Below are 17587 nucleotides of genomic sequence, written 5' to 3' on the forward strand. Positions count from 1 at the left end.
GATCCTGGGGCTGCTTCGCAGCCCTTTCGCGACACAAGGCCGCTCCTACACTGACCGCGTAGACGGCATCGATATGGGGTTGGGCGAGCTCTGTGGCGCCAGCCTGCGATGAGGCGAGGGCAGGCAGCATGAAAAATGTGGGGGCTGCCGCACACCCTTGATACCAATCAGCCCTCATCGCTTTGCCTGAGTTACAATGCGCGCCACCGTGATTCTGCCCAACAGGTGCGCCATGCAGCCCTACGCTATTGCCCCCTCCATCCTTTCTGCCGACTTCGCCCGCCTGGGCGCGGAAGTCGACAAGGTTCTGGCCGATGGGGCCGACATCGTTCACTTCGATGTCATGGACAACCACTATGTCCCCAACCTGACCATCGGCCCGATGGTCTGTACCGCCCTGCGCAAATACGGCGTCACCGCCCCTATCGACGTGCACCTGATGGTCAGCCCGGTCGATCGCATCATTGGCGACTTCATCGAAGCCGGCGCCACCTACATCACCTTCCACCCCGAAGCCAGCCAGCACATCGACCGCTCGCTGCAGTTGATCCGTGACGGCGGCTGCAAAGCCGGCCTGGTGTTCAACCCGGCCACCAGCCTGGATGCACTGAAGTACGTGATGGACAAGGTCGACATGGTCCTGCTGATGAGCGTCAACCCAGGCTTTGGCGGGCAGAAGTTCATCCCCGGCACCCTCGACAAGCTGCGCGAAGCCCGCGCGCTGATCGATGCCAGTGGCCGCGACATTCGCCTTGAGATCGATGGCGGCGTCAACGTCGGCAACATCCGCGAAATCGCCGCCGCAGGCGCCGATACCTTCGTGGCCGGCTCGGCGATCTTCAACGCCCCGGACTACAAGGAAGTAATCGACAAAATGCGCGCCGAACTGGCTCTGGCCCGCCCATGAGCGGCTTCGAGCAGCTGTTCCCGGGGACGCTGCCCAGGCTGGTGATGTTCGATCTGGATGGCACCCTGATCGATTCAGTCCCTGACCTGGCCGTAGCTGTCGACCGCATGCTGCTCGAACTCGGGCGCCCGCCGGCCGGCCTTGACGCGGTGCGTCAGTGGGTTGGCAATGGCGCCCAGGTGCTGGTGCGTCGCGCCCTGGCCGGCAGCATCGACCACGACCAGGTCGATGACGAGCTGGCCGAGCAGGCGCTGGCGCTGTTCATGGAGGCCTATGCCCAAAGCCATGAGCACACCGTGGTCTACCCCGGTGTGCTCGACACCCTGCGCTGGCTGAGCAAGCAGGGCGTGGAGATGGCGCTGATCACCAACAAGCCTGAACGCTTCGTTGCGCCGTTGCTCGACCAGATGAAAATCGGCCGGCATTTTCGCTGGATCATCGGTGGCGACACCCTGGCGCAGAAAAAACCCGACCCGGCGGCGCTGCTGTTTGTCATGCAAATGGCCGGCGTGGCGCCTGCCGAGGCGCTGTTCGTCGGCGATTCGCGCAGTGATGTGCTGGCCGCCAAGGCGGCCGGGGTGCAGTGCGTAGGGCTGAGCTATGGCTACAATCATGGCCGCCCAATCGCCGAAGAAGACCCCAACCTGGTGCTCAGTGACCTGCGCCTGCTGCTGCCTGGTTGCGTAGTCACCGACACTGGGATAACGTTGGCGGACCTTCAAGCCCCGCACAGCAGAGACAACGACGTGGTGGTTACCGGCAAATTCTGGATGAAAGTCATCAAGGCCCTGGCCCGTTGGCGCTGGCGCGCCTGACTGTTGCCCGCCGGCGCCTGCCGGCCCGTCCGCTTGCCTGACCCCATTGCTGCTTGCCACGAGGCTACCCATGACCCGCGAAGAATTCCTGCGCCTGGCCGCTGCCGGCTATAACCGCATCCCTTTGGCCTGTGAAACCCTGGCCGACTTCGACACGCCGCTGTCGATCTACCTGAAGCTTGCCGACCAACCCAACTCGTACTTGCTCGAATCCGTGCAGGGCGGCGAGAAATGGGGCCGCTACTCGATGATCGGCTTGCCATCGCGCACCGTATTGCGGGTGCATGGCTACCACGTCAGCATTTTGCAGGACGGCGTCGAGGTCGAAAGCCATGATGTCGAAGACCCTCTGGCCTTCGTCGAGGCGTTCAAGGACCGTTACAAAGTGGCCGATATCCCCGGCCTGCCGCGGTTCAATGGCGGGCTAGTCGGCTACTTCGGCTACGACTGCGTGCGCTATGTGGAAAAACGCCTTGGCGCCTGCCCCAACCCCGACCCGCTGGGCGTGCCCGATATCCTGCTGATGGTGTCGGATGCGGTGGTGGTGTTCGACAACCTGGCTGGCAAGATGCACGCCATCGTGCTGGCGGACCCAAGCGATGCCCAGGCCTTCGAACAGGGCCAGGCGCAACTGCAGGGCTTGCTTGAAAAGCTGCGCCAGCCGATTACCCCGCGCCGCGGCCTGGACCTCGGCGGCCCACAGGCGGCCGAGCCTGAGTTCCGCTCAAGCTACACCCGCGACGATTACGAAAACGCCGTTGGCCGCATCAAGGAATACATCTTGGCGGGCGACTGCATGCAAGTGGTGCCATCGCAGCGCATGTCGATCGACTTCGCCTCGGCGCCCATCGACCTGTACCGCGCCCTGCGTTGCTTCAACCCGACGCCGTACATGTACTTCTTCAATTTTGGCGACTTCCACGTCGTGGGCAGCTCGCCAGAAGTGCTGGTGCGTGTCGAGGATAACCTGGTCACCGTGCGCCCCATCGCCGGCACCCGCCCGCGTGGCGCTACCGAAGAGGCTGACCGCGCCCTGGAAGACGACCTGCTGTCCGACGACAAGGAAATCGCCGAGCACCTGATGCTGATCGACCTGGGCCGCAACGACGTTGGCCGGGTGTCGGCCACCGGCAGCGTGCGCCTGACCGAGAAGATGGTCATCGAGCGCTACTCCAACGTGATGCACATTGTGTCCAACGTCACCGGCCAGTTGCGCGAAGGGCTGACGGCCATGGATGCGCTGCGTGCGATTTTACCGGCCGGTACCCTGTCGGGTGCGCCGAAAATCCGCGCCATGGAAATCATCGACGAGCTGGAACCGGTCAAACGCGGCGTCTACGGTGGCGCCGTCGGCTACCTGGCCTGGAACGGCAACATGGATACCGCTATCGCCATCCGCACTGCGGTGATCAAGGACGGCGAGCTCCACGTGCAGGCCGGGGGCGGGATTGTCGCCGACTCGGTGCCGGCACTGGAGTGGGAAGAAACCATCAACAAGCGCCGGGCGATGTTCCGCGCGGTGGCCCTCGCCGAACAGACCGCCAAGGGCTGATCAGGCTGTGGTCCATGACCCGGGGGCCGAATCGGCGCCCGTGGATTCCCCCGTATTCAAGAGGTCCGTTCCACATGCTACTGATGATCGACAACTACGACTCCTTCACCTACAACGTCGTGCAATACCTCGGCGAGCTGGGTGCAGAGGTCAAGGTCATCCGCAATGACGAGATGACCATCGCGCAGATCGAAGCCCTCAACCCCGAGCGCATCGTGGTGTCCCCCGGCCCGTGCACGCCGAGTGAAGCGGGGGTGTCCATCGAGGCGATCCTGCACTTTGCTGGCAAACTGCCCATTCTTGGCGTGTGCCTGGGCCACCAATCCATCGGCCAGGCCTTTGGCGGCGACGTGGTGCGTGCGCGCCAGGTGATGCACGGCAAGACCAGCCCGGTGGTGCACCGCGACCTGGGCGTGTTCGAGGGGCTGAACAACCCACTGACCGTGACCCGCTACCATTCGCTGGTGGTCAAGCGCCAGACGCTGCCCGATTGCCTGGAAGTGACCGCCTGGACCGCCCACGCCGATGGCTCGGTCGACGAGATCATGGGGCTGCGCCACAAGACGCTGAATATAGAAGGGGTGCAGTTCCACCCCGAATCGATTCTTACCGAGCAGGGCCACGAGCTGTTCGCCAATTTCCTCAAGCAGACCGGCGGCCGCCGTTAAGGAACGAATATGGATATCAAGACTGCATTGAGCCGTATTGTCGGCCAGTTGGACCTGACCACCGAGGAAATGCGCGATGTGATGCGCCAGATCATGACCGGCCAATGCAGCGAGGCGCAGATCGGCGCCTTCCTGATGGGCATGCGCATGAAGAGCGAGAGCATCGACGAAATCGTCGGCGCGGTGTCGGTGATGCGCGAGCTGGCGGCCAAGGTCGAGCTCAAGAGCCTCGACGGGGTGGTCGACATTGTCGGCACCGGCGGCGATGGCGCCAACATTTTCAACGTTTCCACAGCTTCGGCGTTCGTGCTGGCGGCTGCGGGCTGTACCGTTGCCAAGCATGGCAACCGCGCGGTCTCGGGCAAGAGCGGCAGCGCCGACCTGCTGGAAGCTGCCGGGATCTACCTGAACCTGACGCCGGTGCAGGTGGGCCGCTGTATCGATAGCCTGAACATCGGCTTCATGTTCGCCCAGACCCACCACAGCGCCATGAAATACGCCGCCGGCCCGCGCCGTGACCTGGGTCTGCGTACCCTGTTCAACATGCTCGGCCCGCTTACGAATCCGGCTGGGGTGAAGCACCAGGTGGTGGGCGTGTTCAGCCAGGCCCTGTGCCGCCCGCTGGCTGAGGTGCTGCAGCGCCTGGGCAGCAAGCATGTGCTGGTGGTGCATTCCAAAGATGGCCTGGACGAGTTCAGCCTGGCTGCGCCGACCTTTGTGGCCGAGCTGAAAAAAGGCGAAATCACCGAGTATTGGGTCGAGCCCGAAGACCTCGGCATGAAGAGCCAGAGCCTGCACGGGCTTGCGGTAGAAACCCCGCAGGCGTCGCTGGAGCTGATTCGCGATGCACTGGGCCGGCGCAAGACCGAAAACGGCCAGAAGGCCGCCGAAATGATCGTGCTCAATGCCGGCGCTGCGTTGTACGCTGCCGATCATGCAATGACCCTGGCCCAGGGCGTTGAACTGGCCCACGATGTACTGCACACAGGGTTGGCCTGGGAAAAAATGCAGGAGCTGGGCGCCTTTACTGCGGTATTCAAGGTGGAGAACGAAGCATGAGTGTCCCGACGGTGCTGGAGAGGATCATCGCCCGCAAGTTCCAGGAAGTGGCCGAGCGCAGTGCGCGGGTCAGCCTGGCCGAGCTCGAGCGCCTGGCACGTGCCGCCGATGCGCCACGCGGTTTTGCCAATGCGCTGATCGAGCAGGCCAAGCGCAAGAAGCCGGCAGTGATCGCCGAAATCAAGAAGGCCTCGCCGAGCAAGGGCGTGATCCGCGAAAACTTCGTGCCGGCCGAGATCGCCGTCAGTTACGAAAAGGGCGGGGCCACCTGCCTGTCGGTGCTGACCGATGTGGACTACTTTCAAGGGGCCGACGAGTACCTGCAGCAGGCCCGCGCTGCGGTATCGCTGCCGGTTATCCGCAAGGACTTCATGGTTGACCCGTACCAGATCATCGAAGCCCGCGCCTTGGGCGCCGACTGTGTGTTGCTGATCGTATCGGCGCTGGATGACGTGAAAATGGCCGAGCTGGCCGCCACCGCCGAGGACGTCGGCCTCGATGTGCTGGTAGAAGTGCACGACGGCGATGAGCTGGAGCGGGCGTTGAAGACCCTCGATACCCCGTTGGTCGGCGTCAACAACCGCAACCTGCACACCTTCGATGTCAGCCTGGAAACCACCCTCGACCTGCTGCCGCGCATCCCGCGTGATCGCCTGGCCATTACCGAGAGTGGCATCCTCAACCGCGCAGACGTCGAGCTGATGGAAATCAACGACGTGTACTCGTTCCTGGTCGGTGAGGCATTCATGCGTGCCGAGCAGCCGGGGCTTGAGCTACAGCGGCTGTTCTTCCCAGAACTAATGAAGAAGACCGTTCAGCCACTGGACTGATCGAAACCAAGCCGGCCTGTGTGCCGGCTTTTTCATGCCCGTAGCGGCCGCATCGCGGGGCCAGCCCGCTCCCACGCAAAGCGATGCGGCCGCCACACCCAACATCACAGGTGGATCAATGACCGATCAACCCCTGGCCCTGACCGTCGAGCAGGGCCTGCAAGCCGAGCAGGATCTGCTGGCCGCCGTCTGCCGCGGCGAACGTGACGCCGGCGTGCTGTTCTGGCGGCCCACCGACCATGCCCTGGTGATGCCGCGGCGCATGAGCCGGTTGGATAACTTCGAAGCCGCCTGCACCGAGCTTGCGATTGCCGGATGGCCAATACTGCTGCGCGAAACCGGCGGCGAGCCGGTGCCGCAATCCCCTGCCACGGTCAACGTGGCGTTGGTGTATGTAGCGCCGCGCAGCGAAGGTGATCATGGGCGCATCGAAAACGCCTACGAGCGGCTATGCCTGCCGCTGTGCGATGTGCTGCGCGAGTGGGGTGGCGTGGCCTCGGTGGGCGAAATCGACGGCGCCTTCTGCGACGGCCGTTACAACGTCAACCTCAATGGCCGCAAACTGGTGGGCACCGCCCAGCGCTGGCGCCAGGGGCTAGGGGGCAAGCGGCCTGTGGTGCTGGTGCATGGCGCGCTGTTGCTGGACAACGAGCGTGAGTCGATGGTGGCGGCGGTCAACCGGTTCAACGAATGCTGCACGATTGAACAGCGCTGCCGCGCCGACAGCCACATCGCCCTGCACGAAGTGGCGCCTGCAGTGCCTTGGTTCGAGCGGCTGTCGCAGGCTTATGCGCAGGTAATCGCGGCGTTACCCGCCGATTAACGGGTGCCGTAGACCACCATGGTCTTGCCCTTGACCTGTACCAGGTTGCGTTCTTCGAGGTCTTTGAGGACGCGGCCGACCATCTCGCGTGAACACCCGACGATGCGCCCGATTTCCTGGCGGGTAATCTTGATTTGCATGCCGTCGGGGTGGGTCATGGCATCGGGCTGCTTGCATAGGTCAAGCAGGCAGCGCGCGACGCGCCCGGTGACATCGAAGAAGGCCAGGTCGCCGACCTTGCGCGTGGTGTTGCGCAGGCGCTGGGCCATCTGCGCGCCCAGAGCGTAGAGAATGTCCGGCTCCTGGCGGCCCAACTCGCGGAATTTGTCGTAGCTGATTTCAGCCACTTCGCATTCTGTCTTGGCCCGCACCCAGGCGCTGCGCTGGTGTTCCTGACCGACTGGCTCGAACAAGCCCAGCTCGCCGAAGAAATCGCCGCTGTTCAGATAGGCGATGATCATTTCGCGGCCATCATCGTCCTCGATCAGGATGGTGACCGAGCCTTTGATGATGAACGACAGGGTTTCGGCCCGGTCGCCTGCGCAGATGATATTGCTCTTGGCGGCATAGCGCCGGCGCTGGCAATGCGCCAGCAGCCTGTCGATGTTCTTGATCTTGGCGGGAAGGACTGGGGAGAACATCAGGAAATCCTGTTTGATGCTACGCAAGGGCTGTTAGGGCGCTGTCTGGCGGACCCGCCAGTCAATTGGCGCCAGCTTATCAGACGGCTCACCAAGTATCGGCATCAAAGCGCTGCGTCTTGAGCTTTTCCGACAGGCTCAACAGGTCTAAGCTGGCACCCTTTTACGAAATGTGGAGTCCGGGTAGATGAAGGCACGTATCCAGTGGGCCGGTGACGCGATGTTTCTCGGTGAGTCGGGTAGCGGCCATGTCGTGGTCATGGACGGCCCGCCCGAAGCAGGGGGGCGTAACCTTGGCGTGCGCCCCATGGAAATGCTCCTGCTCGGCCTTGGCGGTTGCAGCAGCTTCGACGTGGTCAGCATCCTGAAGAAGTCGCGCCAGGCAGTCGAAAGCTGCGAAGCCTTCCTTGAGGCCGAGCGCGCTGGCGAAGAGCCCAAGGTGTTCACCAAGATCCACCTCAACTTCGTGGTCAAGGGCCGTGGGTTGAAGGAAGCGCAGGTCAAGCGTGCCGTTGAACTGTCGGCCGAGAAATACTGCTCGGCGTCGATCATGCTTGAGCGCGCCGGGGTTGAAGTGACCCACGGTTACGAGATCGTCGAACTCGGCTGAGGGGTGACAGCGCCTGGCGGTTGGTCAGGCGCTGTAGCGACCCTCGGTCACTAGCAGCAATGCCAGGCCTGGGGCGAGTGCCACCAGTAGCCATGGCAGGTTGTAACCCAGCAAGCCGGCGATTTCTGCGCTGCTCCAGGTGTTGCCGAATGCATCGGCAAACAGCAGGCATTGCAGCCATGCGGTCAGCGTGGCGCACAGCGCGAACCCTGCCAATAGCCCGTGGCGCTTACTGAAGATACAGGCCAGAAACACGAACAGCAGTTGCCCGGGCACAGTAAACAACAGCAGTTCGACCACGCTGCTGCCGTCGGGCGCGGCAACCTCGGGTAGCGCAAGGCTGAACGAGTGGCCGAAACCTGCACTCATCAAACAGACGAACAAATAGGCCACAGGGATCAGCCCCAGGCTCTGCAATGCGCGTAGCGCCAGCCTGCGCATCATCGTTGCAGCGCCGGCAGCAGGCGCAACAGGCCTGCCGGCAAGGTGCTGCGCAAGCGGGTGCTTAGCGCCTCACGGCGTTTCTGGTACTGCACGCCCAAGGCAATCACGCCCAGGCCGATCACTGTCAGTACCAGCGGGAACAGCAATGAGTCGGCAAATACCTCGTAGGACAGATAACCGAGGTAGGCGGCCACGCCCATCGCACCAAACACCATGAACACTGGCCTGCGCAGCAGCACGGCCAGTGCCATCAGGCCCAGGTTGATCAGGCAGTAGAACAGCTTGCCCCACTCGCTGCCGCTGTCCATCAGGGTGAGCCCGCCCCAGAACGCAGCAAGCCCGGCCAAGTAACCCCAGAAGGCATAGTCGCGTTCGGTGCGGCCATCGACGCCGATGAAGACGGCCAGCAGGCCAAGGCCGAACCATAGCGACACGGTGCGGCGCTGCTCCCAGCTGTACAGCCCGCCATGCAGCCATTCGGTCAGGTCCATGGACATGAACCACAACGCCACGGCTACCGGCATGACAATGAACGGAAACGGGATAAGCCGCAGCATCAGCAAACCCGCCAGCACGGTTGCCGCTTCCATCGCCAGCCAGCCGCCCTGCACGTAGGTGTAGTACTGCTGATAGTTGCTTTGCCCGTCGTCCATTGGCCACCAGCCGACCAGGCGCTGCAAGGCGAACACCGCCAGCGGCACGATACTGACCGCCACCGCGGCAAGCACCCCGGCCGCAATGGGTTGCTGGCGCCGTTGCAGGGCCAGGGCGTAGAGCGTAATGGCGATGATATAGAGCAACGCAACGGCCAGCAGTGCGACATCGCCGATGGTCATCCACGCCAGGGTCATCAGCCAGCCCATGGCGCCCATGATCAAAAGCGCGCCAAAGTAGAAGGCGACGTGGGCCAACTGGAAGCTGCTGGCGGTTTGCGGTTGCTGGCGCAGGAAGTCGAGCAGGGCGCGGTCCTGGCCGGGTTGCAGCACCCCGGCGCTCACCGCGCGTGCCAGATCCTTGGCGTTGAAGCGTTCCATGCAGTGCGCCTCAGATACGGTAGGTGCTCTTGGTCATGACCTTGGCCAGCAGGCTCATGCCAAAGCGCACCGGCGCCGGGAAACGGTAGCCGCCCGCTTCGAGGGCGGACTCGGCGTGGTGTTCTTCGTCGATACGCATCTGTTCCAGAATGGCCCGCGACTTGCTGTCGTTGTCTGGCAGTTGCTCAAGGTGTTCGTCCAGGTGCTTGCACACTTGTTGCTCGGTGGCGGCGACGAAACCCAGGCTGACCTTGTCGCTGACCAGCCCGGCGAAGGCGCCGATGCCGAACGACAGGCCGTAGAACAGCGGGTTGAGCACGCTGGGGTGGCTGTTGAGCTGGCGAATCCGCTGCTCGCACCAGGCCAGGTGGTCGATTTCTTCTTCGGCGGCGTGCTCCATGGCCTTGCGTACCTGGGGCAGTTTGGCGGTCAACGCCTGGCCCTGGTACAGCGCCTGGGCGCAGACTTCACCGGTGTGGTTGATACGCATCAGGCCGGCAATGTGCCGCGACTGCTGCTCGTCGAGCTGGGCATCGGGCTGGATGATCGCCGGTGACGGGCGGGCAGGTTGGCCGCTGAAGGGCAGCAAGGTGCGCATGGCGGTATCGGCCTGCAGCAACAAGCGGTCGAGCGGCGAGTAGTGACGTTCGGTAGCCATCGGGCACCTCCGCTGAAGTGATGCCCGACAGTCTACCTCAAAGCCCGGGGCAGGGCTTGCCTTGGGTCAGCCCGGCGGCCAGTTCATCTGGCGCTGGCCAAGCACGTGCATGTGGATGTGGTAGACGGTCTGGCCGCCTTTTGGGTTGCAGTTCATGACCACACGGAAACCTTCCTCGCAGCCTTGCTCGACGGCCAGGCGCTGGGCGGTGAACAGGATGTGGCCGGCCAGGGCCTTGTCCTCTTCGGTGAGGTCATTGAGGGTGGGTATGTGCTTTTTCGGGATGACCAGGAAATGAACCGGCGCCGCCGGGGCGATATCCTTGAAGGCCAGTATCTGGTCGTCTTCGTAGATAATATCTGCCGGGATTTCCCGGTTGATGATTTTGAGGAATAGATCGTCCACAGCACAGGCTCCAGAGTGAGTGTGAGCCCGAGTGTACTGAGCCGGGGGACGCTCGCCCAGTGCTTATTCCATGCCCGTCGGGCAATAGCGGCGGTGGATTACCCCGGCCAGTTTGCGGGCTAGCCAACGCGGCAGCAGGCGCGGGGCCGTGGCCAGCCAGCGGTTGCGCCGGCCAGGAATGATCAGCGCGCGGTTTTTATCCAATGCGCGCACGGTGTATAGCGCGACTTCCTCCGGGCTCAGGCTATGGCGGGTGCGATCGAGCCTGGGGATGCGCCGCTTGGCCGAGCGAACCGGCCCAGGGCAGAGCACCGAGACCTTGATACCGGTGCGGCGCAGCTCTTCGCGCAGGGCTTCGCTGAAGCTCAGCACGTAGGCCTTGCTTGCGGCATAGGCGGCCATCCACGGGCCGGGTGCGACGCCGGCAAGGCCTGCGACATTGAGGATCTGCCCGCCGCCATGGATCGCCATCAGGTTGCCAATGGCATGACACAAGCGGCTCAGGGCGAGGATGTTGACCTCGAGCAGGTCTTGCTCGTCTGCCCACTCGTGGGCCAGAAACGGGCCGTAGGTGCGCTGCCCGGCGCAGTTGACCAGCAGGTCGATACGCCGCTCGCCTTCTTCAAGCTCCAGTACAAAGCCGGACAAGCGCAGGGGTTGGCTGAGGTCGCAGGCACGCAGCAGCACCTCGACGCCAAAACGCTGGGCCAGTTCGATAGCGACCGGCTCCAGCGTCTCGCGCTGGCGTGCCACCAGGATCAGGTTGCGCCCGCGCCGCGCCAGTGCTTCCGCGAGGGCCAGGCCCAGGCCGCTGGAAGCGCCGGTAATCATGGCGTAACGGGTCATGCAAGGCTCCTGGGGCGTGGGGGGCGCCTAGTGTACAGGCTGGCGCTTTTGCTACAAGACGTTACCGGGGCGCGCGAACGCCAGGCCAGGCGGGCATCAGAACGGTTTGACCACCACCAGGATCGCGATGCCCAGCAGCAGCAGCACCGGCGCCTCGTTGAACCAGCGGTAGTACACATGGCTACGGGTGTTGGTGCCCGCGGCAAAGCGTTTGCGTTGCGCGCCGCAGATATGGTGGTAAACGGTCAGCAGCGCCACCAGGGTGAGCTTGGCATGCAGCCAGCCCTGGCTCAGCCAGCCGGGGTTGAGGTAGAGCATCCAGCCACCGAACACGTAGGTGGCGATCATGGCCGGGTTCATGATGCCGCGGTACAGCTTGCGTTCCATGGTAATGAAGCGATCCAAGCTGATGCTGTCCTGGCTTTGCGCGTGGTAGACGAACAGGCGGGGCAGGTAGAACAGGCCGGCGAACCAGCAGACCACGCTGACGATGTGCAGCGCTTTGATCCAGAGGTAGAGCATGTGGGGTTCCTTCAGGTTTTCACGGTTGTGCGAATAGTAGAGCCCAGCCGCCGAAGGGTCATGCGGATAGTTGTTACAGAGGCTTCGCACCCCTATTATCGTGCGCTTTCCAGTCGGCTCGTTGATAAGGGGCAAGCGTTATGATCAAGGTCGGTATCGTCGGCGGCACGGGTTACACCGGTGTCGAACTGTTGCGTCTGCTGGCGCAGCACCCACAAGCCGAAGTGGCGGTCATCACCTCGCGCTCCGAAGCGGGCGTGGCAGTTGCCGACATGTACCCGAACCTGCGCGGCCACTACGACGGCCTGTGCTTCAGCGTGCCTGACAGCAAGGCGCTGGGTGCTTGCGACGTGGTGTTCTTCGCAACCCCGCACGGTGTCGCGCATGCCCTTGCCGGCGAGCTGCTGGCAGCCGGTACCAAGGTCATCGACCTGTCTGCCGACTTCCGCCTGCAGGACGCGGTGGAGTGGGGCAAGTGGTACGGCCAGCCCCATGGCGCGCCGGAGCTGCTGGCCGATGCGGTCTACGGCCTGCCTGAAGTCAACCGCGAAACAATCCGCCAGGCGCGCCTGATTGCGGTGCCGGGTTGCTACCCGACCGCTACCCAGCTGGGTTTCCTGCCTCTGCTGGAGGCCGGCATTGCCGACCCAGCGCGCCTCATCGCCGACTGCAAGTCCGGCGTCAGTGGCGCAGGCCGCGGTGCGGCGGTGGGTTCGCTGTTCTGCGAAGCCGGTGAAAGCATGAAAGCCTACGCCGTCAAAGGCCACCGCCACCTGCCGGAGATCAGCCAGGGCCTGCGCCTGGCTGCCGGCAAGGACATCGGCCTGACCTTCGTGCCGCACCTGACGCCGATGATCCGTGGCATCCACGCCACGCTGTACGCCAATGTGGTGGACACTTCGGTAGACCTGCAGGCACTGTTCGAAAAGCGCTACGCCAACGAGCCGTTCGTCGACGTAATGCCTGCCGGCAGCCACCCGGAAACCCGCAGTGTGCGCGGCGCCAACGTCTGCCGTATCGCGGTGCACCGCCCGCAAGGGGGTGACCTGGTGGTGGTGCTGTCGGTCATCGACAACCTGGTCAAAGGCGCGTCGGGCCAGGCGGTACAGAACCTCAACATCCTCTTCGGCCTGGATGAGCGTATGGGCCTGTCCCACGCAGGCTTGCTGCCGTAAGGCAACCGTTGGCTGCAAGCAGGCGTCGCGCGTTTGCTTGCAGCTAGTCACTTGCAGCTTTCGTATTGTTGACCAATTTTCTCGGACAAGCGGATAATACGCCCCATCGAGTTTTAAGGCGGCACTGCGCCGGGAGAGTCAACATGAGCGTCGAAACCTTCACCCCCACGGCTTTGGAGTTCACCCCAGGTGCTGCGCACAAGGTGAAGACCCTGGTCAGCGAAGAGGGCAACGATCGCCTGAAGCTGCGCGTGTTTGTGACGGGCGGCGGCTGCTCGGGCTTTCAGTACGGCTTCACCTTCGATGAAGACGTCGCCGAAGATGACACCATCGTCGAGCGCGAAGGCGTCGCACTGGTGGTCGACCCGATGAGCTACCAGTATCTGGCCGGCGCCGAGGTGGACTACCAGGAAGGCCTCGAAGGCTCGCGTTTCGTGATCAAGAACCCGAATGCCACCACCACCTGCGGGTGTGGTTCTTCGTTCTCGATCTGATTGCCATGCCGTCATGCAAAACGCCGCGCTAATTGCGCGGCGTTTTGCATTCTGTGGCTTGGTTCAGACTTGCTTCAGGCTGGGTAGATGGCGCCCAGTACACGCAGGCCCTTGGCGGCGGTCACGCTTGGGCGGTTGGCCGGGATACCTTCGAGGCAGCAGTGCGCCAGCCAGGCGAAGGCCATGCCCTCGACCCAGTCCGGGTCGATGCCGTGCGCTGCGGTGCTGGATACCTTGGCTGTGGGCAGCAATTGCGCAAGCCGAGCCATCAGTGCGCCGTTGCGCGCGCCACCACCGCACACCAGTACCGCTTCGCTGCCTTTCTGGGCCTGGCAGAGCGAATCAACGATGCTGCGCGCGGTGAGTTCCAGCAGGGTGGCTTGGACATCTTCGTCGCGGTGCTGCGGCAGGCGGGCGAGGTGCGCATCCAGCCAGGGCAGGTTGAATACCTCCCGGCCAGTGCTCTTTGGGCCGCTGCCGGCGAAGAATGGGTCGCCGAGCAGGGCTTGCAGCAGCCCTTGCTGAACGGTGCCAGTAGCTGCCCATGCACCGTTGGCGTCATACGCCTGGCCGCGCTTGCGTTCGACCCAGGCATCGAGCAGCACATTGCCCGGGCCGCAGTCGAAACCATGCACCGGCTTGTCTTGCTCGATCAGGCTGAGGTTGCTGAAGCCGCCGATGTTCAGCACGGCCAGGCGCTGGCCCAGGTGGGCGAACAACGCCTCGTGAAACGCCGGGACCAGCGGTGCACCTTGGCCACCGGCCGCGACGTCACGCCGGCGGAAATCGCCGACCACGCAAATACCGGTCTGCTCTGCGAGCAGGGCAGGGTTGCCAATCTGGACGGTAAAACCACGGGCGGGTTCGTGGCGAATGGTCTGGCCATGGCTGCCGATGGCGCGAATCGCCTCGGGCGCCAGGCCTTGCTCGGCCAATAGATGCTTGATGCCATCGGCAGCCAGGGCTGCCCAGCGGTTTTCCGCAACGGCGGCGCGCGCGATCTCGTCAGGGCCACTTGCACAGAGAGCAAGCAGTGCCTGGCGCAGGTCGGCGGGCATGGGGATGTAGCGGGTGGCGAGCAACTCAAGCTGCTCGCCTTGATCGATCAGGGCGATGTCCAGCCCATCAAGGCTGGTGCCGGACATTACCCCCAAGTAGAGCGCCATCGGCTCAGCGCTTGTTCGCGGCGAGCAGGGTGGCCTTTTCCTGATCCATACGTGCGATCAGCGGCTGGCTCTGCTGGTTGAAGCGGGCGCGCTCGGCCTTGGCGATGGGGTCGGCCATCGGCACTTTCTGGCTCAGCGGGTCGACGTGCACGCCGTTGACCTGGAACTCGTAGTGCAAGTGAGGGCCGGTGGACAGGCCGGTGGTACCGATATAGCCGATGACCTGGCCCTGCTTGACCGTGCCGCCGGTCTTGATGCCTTTGGCAAAGCCTTGCATGTGGCCGTAGAGGGTCTTGTACGAGTTGCCGTGGGCGATGACCACGGTGTTGCCGTAGCCGCCGCGGCGCCCGGCCAACTCGATGCGGCCATCACCTGCCGCCTTGATTGGCGTGCCACGCGGGGCAGCGTAGTCGACGCCTTTGTGGGCGCGGATCTTGTTCAGGATCGGGTGCTTGCGGCCGGCCGAGAAGCGCGAGCTGATGCGGGCGAAGTCTACCGGGGTACGGATGAACGCCTTGCGCAGGCTGTTGCCGTCGGCGGTGTAGTAATTGGTGTTGCCTTGCTTGTTGGTATAACGCACGGCGGTGTAGGTTTTGCCGCGGTTGGTGAAGCGCGCGGAAAGGATGTTGCCGGTGCCGACCACCTTGCCGTCCATCATCTTCTGTTCATAGACCACGTCGAATTCATCGCCCGGGCGGATGTCCTGGGCGAAGTCGATGTCGTAACCGAGGATGCGCGCCATGTCCATGGTCATGCTGTGGGACAGGCCGGCACGCTGCGCGGAGGCCGACAGCGAGCTTTTGATTACGCCATGGGCGTAGGCGGTGCGCACGACAGGCTTGCTGACCTCACGATCGAAGCTGTAGCCCTTGTCGCTGCGGGTCAGGCGAATGGTTTCGAGGTTGCTGACTTTGCTGTGCAGGCTGGCCAGTTGGCCGTCTTTGTCCAGTTCGAACTGCAGCACCTGGCCATGCTTGAGCTGGCTGAACTGGCGCGCTTGCTTGTTGCTGGCCAGCACGTCGTGGACAACGTTGGCTGGCAGGCCGACCTTGTTGAACAGGGTTGACAGCGTGTCGCCGCGAGTGACCACCACTTCACGGTGGCCGGGTGCTTTTTCTTCTTGCTTGGCAACGCTGGCAGGCTGGGTGTTGCCTTCGGCGGTACTGGCTTGCTCACCCTCGATCTGGGCGAACGGTGAACCGGCGTTCTGTTCGGCTTGCACCAGCGGCGCTGTGCGGGATTCTTCTTTGAGCTGCTCGGCTGGGGATTCCAGCTCGAGGTTAAGGGTGGTTTTCTTGGCTTCCACTTCGCTGGAAGGGAATACCAGAAGGGCCAGGCTGAGCAGGGCGGCGATACCGCTTGCGGCCAACAGATGGCTCTTCGGATAAAGCGGCGGCGCTTTAGGCGTGTCTTTGGTCATAGGTGAGGTGACTTTGAAAAAGTGAAATGGAAAAGATGAATGACATGATGAAGATGAAATAACTGTATAAAATATAACCAAATCCATTCTCACGCAAGGGCGCGTAGACGTTTCCTTGCCTCGCCCGGGTCACATTCCGTTGCGAAACTTGTATTTGATGGCCGATCTTGTATGGTTGGCTCCCCTTGAATCTGAGCCTTGCGGGTCTGTCTATGAAGTCGGTTGAAGAGCAGCTGGCGCTTATCAAGCGCGGTGCGGAAGAGGTACTGGTCGAGTCGGAACTGGTGGAGAAGCTCAAGCGCGGCCAACCACTGCGTATTAAAGCGGGCTTCGACCCTACCGCGCCTGATCTGCACCTTGGTCATACGGTGCTGATCAACAAGCTGCGCCAGTTCCAGGAGCTGGGCCATCAGGTCATCTTCCTGATTGGTGACTTCACCGGCATGATCGGTGACCCGAGCGGCAAGAGCGCCACGCGCCCGCCGCTGACCCGCGAGCAGGTGCTGGATAACGCCGAGACCTATAAACAGCAGGTGTTCAAGATTCTCGACCCGGCCAAGACCGAGGTTGCGTTCAACTCCACCTGGATGGACAAGCTAAGCCCGGCCGACTTCATTCGCCTGGCGTCGCAGTACACCGTTGCTCGCATGCTTGAGCGCGACGACTTCGACAAGCGTTACACCACCAATCAGCCTATCGCCATTCACGAGTTCCTCTATCCGCTGGTGCAGGGTTACGACTCTGTGGCGCTGAAGGCTGATGTCGAGCTGGGTGGTACCGACCAGAAGTTCAACCTGCTGATGGGGCGTGAGCTGCAGCGCGCCTACGGCCAGGAAGCACAGAACATCGTCACCATGCCACTGCTCGAAGGGCTCGATGGCGTGAAGAAGATGTCCAAGTCGCTGGGTAATTATGTCGGCATCCAGGAAGCACCGGGTGTGATGTACAGCAAGCTGGTGTCGATCCCCGACACGCTGATGTGGCGTTACTTCGAGCTGCTGAGCTTCCGCTCCATGGAAGAGATCGACCAGTTCCGTGCTGACGTTGCTGCGGGTGCCAACCCGCGTGATATCAAGATCAAGCTGGCTGAGGAAATCGTTGCTCGTTTCCATGGTGACGAGGCTGCGGCCAATGCACATCGTGCAGCCGGTAACCGTATGAAGGATGGCGAGCTGCCGGAAGACTTGCCAGAGGTTGAGCTGGCTGGCGCTGACGCCATGCCGATCGCTGCAATCCTTAACCAGGCGGGCCTTGTGAAAAACTCGGCGGCTGCGCGCGATCTGCTGGGTGCAGGTAGCGTGAAAGTGGATGGGGAAGTTGTTGAGCGCGGCTTCATGTTCGCTGTTGGCGCAACCCATGTGGTGCAGGCTGGTAAAAAGGCCTTTGCGCGGATCACCCTTAAAGGCGAGTAAGGCTCCCTCTATATATAGAGGCGAGTAAAAGCGGGGAGGCCAAACGGCCTCCCCGCTTTGTTTTCGCTTATATTTCAGTTTCTTGAAATAAAGGGTTGACGCCGTT

Annotated in this window: 20 protein-coding genes; 11 read left to right on the plus strand and 9 right to left on the minus strand. The window is 62.9% G+C overall.

Annotated features, from left to right (window positions below; genetic code table 11):
* The first annotated feature begins 232 nt into the window (after positions 1 to 232).
* The 7 genes from rpe to HU720_RS20770 all read left to right on the plus strand — a co-directional run bounded on the left by rpe (position 233) and on the right by HU720_RS20770 (position 6654).
* Positions 233 to 907, plus strand: a complete 675-nt coding sequence (gene rpe, locus HU720_RS20740) for a ribulose-phosphate 3-epimerase (protein ID WP_186522450.1) — start codon at positions 233 to 235, stop codon at positions 905 to 907.
* Complete coding sequence (locus HU720_RS20745; protein ID WP_186522451.1) at positions 904 to 1722, plus strand: phosphoglycolate phosphatase; 819 nt, start codon at positions 904 to 906, stop codon at positions 1720 to 1722. The genes rpe and HU720_RS20745 overlap by 4 nt, the downstream gene beginning before the upstream one ends.
* A gap of 70 nt (positions 1723 to 1792) precedes the next feature.
* Positions 1793 to 3274 carry an anthranilate synthase component I gene (trpE, locus tag HU720_RS20750; protein WP_186522452.1) on the plus strand — a complete coding sequence of 494 codons (1482 nt, stop codon included), beginning with the start codon at positions 1793 to 1795 and terminating at the stop codon, positions 3272 to 3274.
* 74 nt (positions 3275 to 3348) lie between these two features.
* Positions 3349 to 3942 carry an aminodeoxychorismate/anthranilate synthase component II gene (locus HU720_RS20755; protein WP_186522453.1) on the plus strand — a complete coding sequence of 198 codons (594 nt, stop codon included), beginning with the start codon at positions 3349 to 3351 and terminating at the stop codon, positions 3940 to 3942.
* A 9-nt stretch (positions 3943 to 3951) separates the two neighbouring features.
* A complete protein-coding gene (gene trpD, locus HU720_RS20760) occupies positions 3952 to 5001 on the plus strand; it encodes an anthranilate phosphoribosyltransferase (RefSeq protein WP_186522454.1) in 1050 nt (349 codons plus the stop codon).
* Entirely contained in the window at positions 4998 to 5831 is an 834-nt protein-coding gene (gene trpC / locus HU720_RS20765) for an indole-3-glycerol phosphate synthase TrpC (RefSeq protein WP_186522455.1), read from the plus strand. Before trpD ends, trpC begins: the two co-directional genes overlap by 4 nt.
* Positions 5832 to 5949: 118 nt before the next feature.
* On the plus strand, positions 5950 to 6654 hold the full coding sequence (locus tag HU720_RS20770) for a lipoate--protein ligase family protein (RefSeq protein WP_186522456.1): 705 nt from the start codon (positions 5950 to 5952) through the stop codon (positions 6652 to 6654).
* Here the strand turns inward: HU720_RS20770 and crp are convergent.
* Positions 6651 to 7295 (minus strand): cAMP-activated global transcriptional regulator CRP, encoded by a 645-nt coding sequence (crp, locus tag HU720_RS20775; protein WP_186522457.1) that lies wholly within the window; start codon positions 7293 to 7295, stop codon positions 6651 to 6653. The genes HU720_RS20770 and crp overlap by 4 nt on opposite strands.
* A gap of 187 nt (positions 7296 to 7482) precedes the next feature.
* Between crp and HU720_RS20780 the strand changes: the two genes are divergently transcribed.
* Positions 7483 to 7905 (plus strand): OsmC family protein, encoded by a 423-nt coding sequence (locus HU720_RS20780; RefSeq protein ID WP_186522458.1) that lies wholly within the window; start codon positions 7483 to 7485, stop codon positions 7903 to 7905.
* A 24-nt stretch (positions 7906 to 7929) separates the two neighbouring features.
* Here the strand turns inward: HU720_RS20780 and HU720_RS20785 are convergent, their stop codons facing one another.
* From HU720_RS20785 to hemJ, 6 genes are all read right to left on the minus strand, one after another.
* A complete protein-coding gene (locus tag HU720_RS20785) occupies positions 7930 to 8349 on the minus strand; it encodes a hypothetical protein (protein WP_186522459.1) in 420 nt (139 codons plus the stop codon).
* Positions 8346 to 9383: a DUF2157 domain-containing protein gene (locus HU720_RS20790; RefSeq protein ID WP_186522460.1), complete on the minus strand. Its 1038-nt coding sequence runs from the start codon at positions 9381 to 9383 to the stop codon at positions 8346 to 8348. The genes HU720_RS20785 and HU720_RS20790 overlap by 4 nt, the downstream gene beginning before the upstream one ends.
* A gap of 10 nt (positions 9384 to 9393) precedes the next feature.
* On the minus strand, positions 9394 to 10041 hold the full coding sequence (gene coq7 / locus HU720_RS20795) for a 2-polyprenyl-3-methyl-6-methoxy-1,4-benzoquinone monooxygenase (protein WP_186522461.1): 648 nt from the start codon (positions 10039 to 10041) through the stop codon (positions 9394 to 9396).
* A gap of 66 nt (positions 10042 to 10107) precedes the next feature.
* Positions 10108 to 10446 (minus strand): histidine triad nucleotide-binding protein, encoded by a 339-nt coding sequence (locus HU720_RS20800; protein ID WP_063542456.1) that lies wholly within the window; start codon positions 10444 to 10446, stop codon positions 10108 to 10110.
* A gap of 63 nt (positions 10447 to 10509) precedes the next feature.
* Positions 10510 to 11292, minus strand: coding sequence for an SDR family oxidoreductase (locus HU720_RS20805; RefSeq protein WP_186522462.1), 783 nt, complete (start codon positions 11290 to 11292; stop codon positions 10510 to 10512).
* A 96-nt stretch (positions 11293 to 11388) separates the two neighbouring features.
* Complete coding sequence (hemJ, locus tag HU720_RS20810; protein ID WP_186522463.1) at positions 11389 to 11814, minus strand: protoporphyrinogen oxidase HemJ; 426 nt, start codon at positions 11812 to 11814, stop codon at positions 11389 to 11391.
* Positions 11815 to 11954: 140 nt separating this feature from the next.
* On the opposite strand from hemJ, the gene argC reads away from it, so the two are divergent.
* The gene (gene argC, locus HU720_RS20815; RefSeq protein ID WP_186522464.1) at positions 11955 to 12989 is read left to right on the plus strand and encodes an N-acetyl-gamma-glutamyl-phosphate reductase; all 1035 of its coding nucleotides are present in this window, start codon (positions 11955 to 11957) and stop codon (positions 12987 to 12989) included.
* A 143-nt stretch (positions 12990 to 13132) separates the two neighbouring features.
* Positions 13133 to 13483, plus strand: coding sequence for an iron-sulfur cluster insertion protein ErpA (erpA, locus tag HU720_RS20820; RefSeq protein WP_186522465.1), 351 nt, complete (start codon positions 13133 to 13135; stop codon positions 13481 to 13483).
* A gap of 74 nt (positions 13484 to 13557) precedes the next feature.
* Here the strand turns inward: erpA and HU720_RS20825 are convergent, their stop codons facing one another.
* Together HU720_RS20825 and HU720_RS20830 are read right to left on the minus strand one after the other, a co-directional pair.
* On the minus strand, positions 13558 to 14649 hold the full coding sequence (locus tag HU720_RS20825) for an anhydro-N-acetylmuramic acid kinase (protein ID WP_186522466.1): 1092 nt from the start codon (positions 14647 to 14649) through the stop codon (positions 13558 to 13560).
* Between the two features lie 4 nt (positions 14650 to 14653).
* A complete protein-coding gene (locus HU720_RS20830; protein ID WP_186522467.1) occupies positions 14654 to 16069 on the minus strand; it encodes a peptidoglycan DD-metalloendopeptidase family protein in 1416 nt (471 codons plus the stop codon).
* A 212-nt stretch (positions 16070 to 16281) separates the two neighbouring features.
* On the opposite strand from HU720_RS20830, the gene tyrS reads away from it, so the two are divergent.
* Positions 16282 to 17481 (plus strand): tyrosine--tRNA ligase, encoded by a 1200-nt coding sequence (gene tyrS / locus HU720_RS20835; RefSeq protein WP_186522468.1) that lies wholly within the window; start codon positions 16282 to 16284, stop codon positions 17479 to 17481.
* Positions 17482 to 17587: the final 106 nt, after the last annotated feature.

The sequence above is a fragment of the Pseudomonas sp. SWRI51 genome, assembly GCF_014268825.1.
In the GTDB taxonomy this organism is placed as follows: Bacteria; Pseudomonadota; Gammaproteobacteria; order Pseudomonadales; family Pseudomonadaceae; genus Aquipseudomonas; species Aquipseudomonas farsensis.